General features: G+C 71.3%; 6 protein-coding genes. 1 reads left to right on the top strand and 5 read right to left on the bottom strand.

The features are described 5' to 3' along the window. The 5 genes from OZN99_RS27470 to OZN99_RS27450 form a co-directional block, all read right to left on the bottom strand. The coding region (locus OZN99_RS27470) for a hypothetical protein (RefSeq protein WP_408611955.1) at positions 1 to 289 on the bottom strand (289 nt) is incomplete at its 3' end. Between the two features lies 1 nt (position 290). After that, positions 291 to 1,367 carry a capsule biosynthesis protein gene (locus OZN99_RS27465; protein ID WP_270938409.1) on the bottom strand — a complete coding sequence of 359 codons (1,077 nt, stop codon included), beginning with the start codon at positions 1,365 to 1,367 and terminating at the stop codon, positions 291 to 293. Between the two features lie 103 nt (positions 1,368 to 1,470). Beyond that, positions 1,471 to 2,121 (bottom strand): ABC transporter ATP-binding protein, encoded by a 651-nt coding sequence (locus OZN99_RS27460; RefSeq protein ID WP_270938408.1) that lies wholly within the window; start codon positions 2,119 to 2,121, stop codon positions 1,471 to 1,473. Positions 2,122 to 2,130: 9 nt separating this feature from the next. After that, positions 2,131 to 2,961: an ABC transporter permease gene (locus OZN99_RS27455; protein ID WP_270938407.1), complete on the bottom strand. Its 831-nt coding sequence runs from the start codon at positions 2,959 to 2,961 to the stop codon at positions 2,131 to 2,133. Beyond that, positions 2,958 to 3,503: a DVU3141 family protein gene (locus OZN99_RS27450; RefSeq protein ID WP_270938406.1), complete on the bottom strand. Its 546-nt coding sequence runs from the start codon at positions 3,501 to 3,503 to the stop codon at positions 2,958 to 2,960. The genes OZN99_RS27455 and OZN99_RS27450 overlap by 4 nt, the downstream gene beginning before the upstream one ends. A gap of 6 nt (positions 3,504 to 3,509) precedes the next feature. Here OZN99_RS27450 and OZN99_RS27445 point away from each other — a divergent pair. After that, on the top strand, positions 3,510 to 3,729 hold a 220-nt coding region (locus OZN99_RS27445), incomplete at its 3' end, for a hypothetical protein (protein ID WP_270938405.1).

The raw sequence follows: 3,729 nt of genomic DNA, 5'->3' as shown, positions 1-3,729 counted from the left end.
GGCCGGGATCGCCGAGCGGGCCGACGGCGATCGGGCCGCCCTCGGCCGCGGTGGTGGTGCCCTGGCGCTGCGTGACCGTCGGGTCGTTGCGGTTCAGCAGCGCGTCCACGCCCGGCGCGCCCTGCGCACCCTGGAGCTGTGGCGGCTGCTGCTGCAGCTGCGGCGGACCGGCCGCCGCAGGGTTCCGGCCGAACAGGCTCTGCGGCAGCATCTGCGCCGCGGCCGGCGCCGCGGCGGCGCAGATGCCCGCCGCGAGGAGAAGCGGAAGGCGGAAGCTACGGAAGGGCATCTCAGCTCGCATGCTCGCGGGCGCTCACCACCAGCAGCCACCCGATGCCGAACAGCACGGAAAGGCTGACGAAGACGGTGAACGTGTTGAACGTGGCGCGCGGGTAGCGCGGCCATTCGGGCAGCTGCGGGTCGGCGACCCGCATGATGAAGACCTGCTGGCGCAGCGCGTCGGACCGGGCCGACTCGAGCGAGGCGGTGGCGGAGGCGAGCTCCCGGTCCGCCAGCATCCGCTCGAGCTCGAGCCGCTCGTAGCCGGCGACCTGCTGGGTCAGCCGTTCCTCGCCGCGGGTGACGCGGCTGCGCTCCGTCGCGATCTGCTGCTGCAGCGCGGCGATGCGGTTGTTCAGCACCTGGATCTGCGGGTTGTCGGCGCGCATGAAGGCGCGGCGCTCCTGCAGCTCGGCGCGCGATTGCGTCAGCTGCGCCTCCAGCCGACCGATGGTCTCGACCGCGCCGGTCGCGCTGCGCTGCGGGTCGAAGGCCTGCTCGCGCTCGCGGAAGGCGATCAGCGCCTCGCGCGCGGCGACCACGCGGCGTTCCGCCTTGGCCAGGTCGTCATGGGCGACTCGCAGCGTGTCGGCGATACTGCGGGCGGAGAAGGTGTTCACCAGCTCCTCCGACAGGCGCAGCACCTGCTGCGCCAGCAGCTGCGAATCGCCCGGCCGGAAGCTCAGCACGCGCAGCGTCATCACGCCCGTCTCGGGATCGAAGGAGATGTTCACGCGACGCCGGAAGTACCAGAGCAGCCATTCGAGCTGGGGCTCGTCCCACCACAGCATGGAGAGCTGGTCGGCTTCCGGCCGGCGCCAGATCTCGACCAGATCCAGCTCGCGCCGCAGCGCGGTGACCGCGGCGTGGCTGTCGATCCATGCGGCGACGGCGCGCGATTCCTCGGTGGCCGGGCGGGAGGCGTTGGTGAAGATGCCCGCCATGGCGCCGGTGCGGCCGCCAGCTATGTCCATCGGGTTGGCGCCGCCGCCGCCGCGGTTGCGCACCTGGAAGCGCGCTTCCGATTCGTAGAGGTCGGCCGCGTAGAAGCTGTAGTAGCCGGCGACCAGCAGCGTCGGCAGCAGCACGAGCAGCGCGTACCACCAACGGGCGCCGAAGCGCCGGCTGCGGCCCGGCGGCGCGGCCGATCGGCCGACCGCGGGGGGGATCAGGCCGCTGGCGGCAAGAGGCTCAGAGGGCCTCGTAGGTGGCGATAGCTTCATCGAGGTCCTCGAAGAAGGTCAGGATCCCGTCGTGCAGGATCGCCGCGGTGCGGCAGAAGGTACGGATATGCGAGGAATGGTGGCTGACCATGATCAGGGCGCGGCTGCGCAGCCTGGTCTCCAGCCGGTGCTGCGTGCGCTCGATGAAGCGCTGGTCGCCGACGCTGGTCGCCTCGTCGATCAGGTAGCAGTCGAAATCCATGGCGAGCGACAGGCCGAGCTGCAGACGCGACATCATGCCGGCGGAGTAGGTGTGCACCGGCATGTCCATGTAGCCGCCGAGTTCCGCGAACTCGTTCACGGCATCGACCATCTCCTCCACCGGGCGACCGTAGATGCGGGCGATGAAGCGGGCATTGTCCGCGCCGCTCAGCGCGCCATGCACGCCGATGCCGTGCGCCAGCGGCCAGGAGACGCTCATGCGCCGCTCGATCCGGCCGGCATTCGGGTATTCGACGCCGCCGAGCATCCGCATCAGCGTGGACTTGCCCGCGCCGTTGCGGCCGAGGATGCCCAGCCGGTCCCCCGGCCGGATCACCGCCGTGGTGTCGCGCAGGATCCAGCGCTGGGCCCGGCCGCGCATCCTGTAGTATTTCGAGACGCCGTCGAGGATGATCATGCGGCGCGCTCAGAATTCGAGCCGCGGCCGGACGGCGCGCAGCGCGGCGAGGCCGAGCAGGTTCACCACGGCCACCCAGAAGGTGACGTAGCCGATGTGGAAGTAGCTCGGCAGCCGGTCGCCGAAGAATCCCTCGCGCACCATCTCGTGGATATGCGCCTGCGGGTTCCACAGCAGCACCTCGCGGATCGAGGGGTCCAGCGTGTGCAGCGAGATCAGCGCGCCCGACAGCGGCAGGGAGAGGTAGATCAGCGGGTGGATCAGCCGCTCCGCGATCTCCGAGGAGGCGGCGGCGGCGGCGGCCATCAGGCCCAGGCCGTGCGCCAGAAGGAACAGCAGGACCAGGCCGGTGAACAGGATGGGGATGTTCCAGGGCGGCGTATCGCCCCAGACCCAGACGCCGATCACGATCAGCGCCATCACGGTGATCACCGCCGCCATCTCCAGCGCGTGCCGCGCCAGCACCACGTCGAGCAGCTTGATCTGCTGGTGGTAGAGCAGCGTCATGTTGGACCGCAGCGTGCCCGGCGCGCGGGAGATGATGGCGCGGAAGGTGAAGTACGGCAGATAGCTGACCAGGGTGAAGACGAAGATCGAGACGCCCGGGATGCTGTCACCGATGGACATCGCCCATTTCAGCGTCGCCAGCGCACCTGCCAGCATCAGCGGCTCGAGGAAGAGCCAGAGGAAGCCGAGCTGGTTGCGCCCGAAGCGCGTCTGCATCTCGCGCAGGATCAGCGCGTGGACGACGCGCAGCTGGTTGCGGAAGCCGCGGACGGTCCGCGCGAACTCGCCGGGTGCGGCGGCCGCGCGGCGTTCGCCCCAGCTGGTCGCGCTCACGATCGGGCGGCCCCGCCCCGCAACAGCGGACGCGCCGGCACCCACACGCCGCCTTCGGCCTGACAGACCAGCTGGTTGCGCTGCGTCACGCCAGCGCCGACCAGCACCTCGCGGCATTCCCGGCCGCTGGCGGCGAAGTAGCTGCGCCCCAGGCGCAGGTTGGCTGGCTGGCCATCCGCCAGGGTGACGCGGGACTGCGCGCCGGGCGTCGCCTGCGCGGCGAAGACGGCGATGGGATCCTGGCTGGCCGCCACTGCCGCCGGAGAAGGCCCGGGCGCCGCCGTGGAGTTCCAGAGCCCGCCCGCGCCGCCGGAACAGGCAGCGAGGAGGAGCAGCCCCGGCAGCACCGCGAGGCGGCCGGCATTCGTGCGTAATCCGCAACGGTCTGGGGACCCGCCACGCGGGAAGGTGTCGCGCATCATCGCGTGAGACATAGCAAAATCATCGTGTTCAGGCAAAATGGTATAACGCCGTCCGACGAAGCGCGCGCAACGGTTGCCAATCCGCCACACGCTGCCTGCCGCGTGGTTCCGGTCTAGCATGGCCGCGTGCCCGACGCCGCGCCGATGGCGCCCCCGCCGCTCCACCTGCCGCCTGGCCTGCTCGCCGCGTGGCCGCACCTGCCCGCCTTCTGGCCGGGACGGGAGGTGCTGCCCGGCCCGGACGCGGGTTCCACGCCCTTCGCGACGGGGCCGTTCCGCCCGCCCCGTCTCGGCAGCCGGGAGGTCCCGGTGGCGCTGGTGCTCGGCCCGGCGCCGGACCCGGTCG

Origin of the sequence: Falsiroseomonas oryzae, from assembly GCF_027856955.1 — a bacterium.
GTDB lineage: Bacteria > Pseudomonadota > Alphaproteobacteria > Acetobacterales > Acetobacteraceae > Falsiroseomonas > Falsiroseomonas oryzae.
This window is presented reverse-complemented; position numbering and strand designations above follow the sequence as displayed.

Coding starts and splice junctions, on each gene's coding strand:
- OZN99_RS27460 (WP_270938408.1), bottom strand. CDS start 2,121: ATGATCATCCTCGACGGCGTCTCGAAATACTACAGGATGCGCGGCCGG.
- OZN99_RS27450 (WP_270938406.1), bottom strand. CDS start 3,503: ATGCTAGACCGGAACCACGCGGCAGGCAGCGTGTGGCGGATTGGCAAC.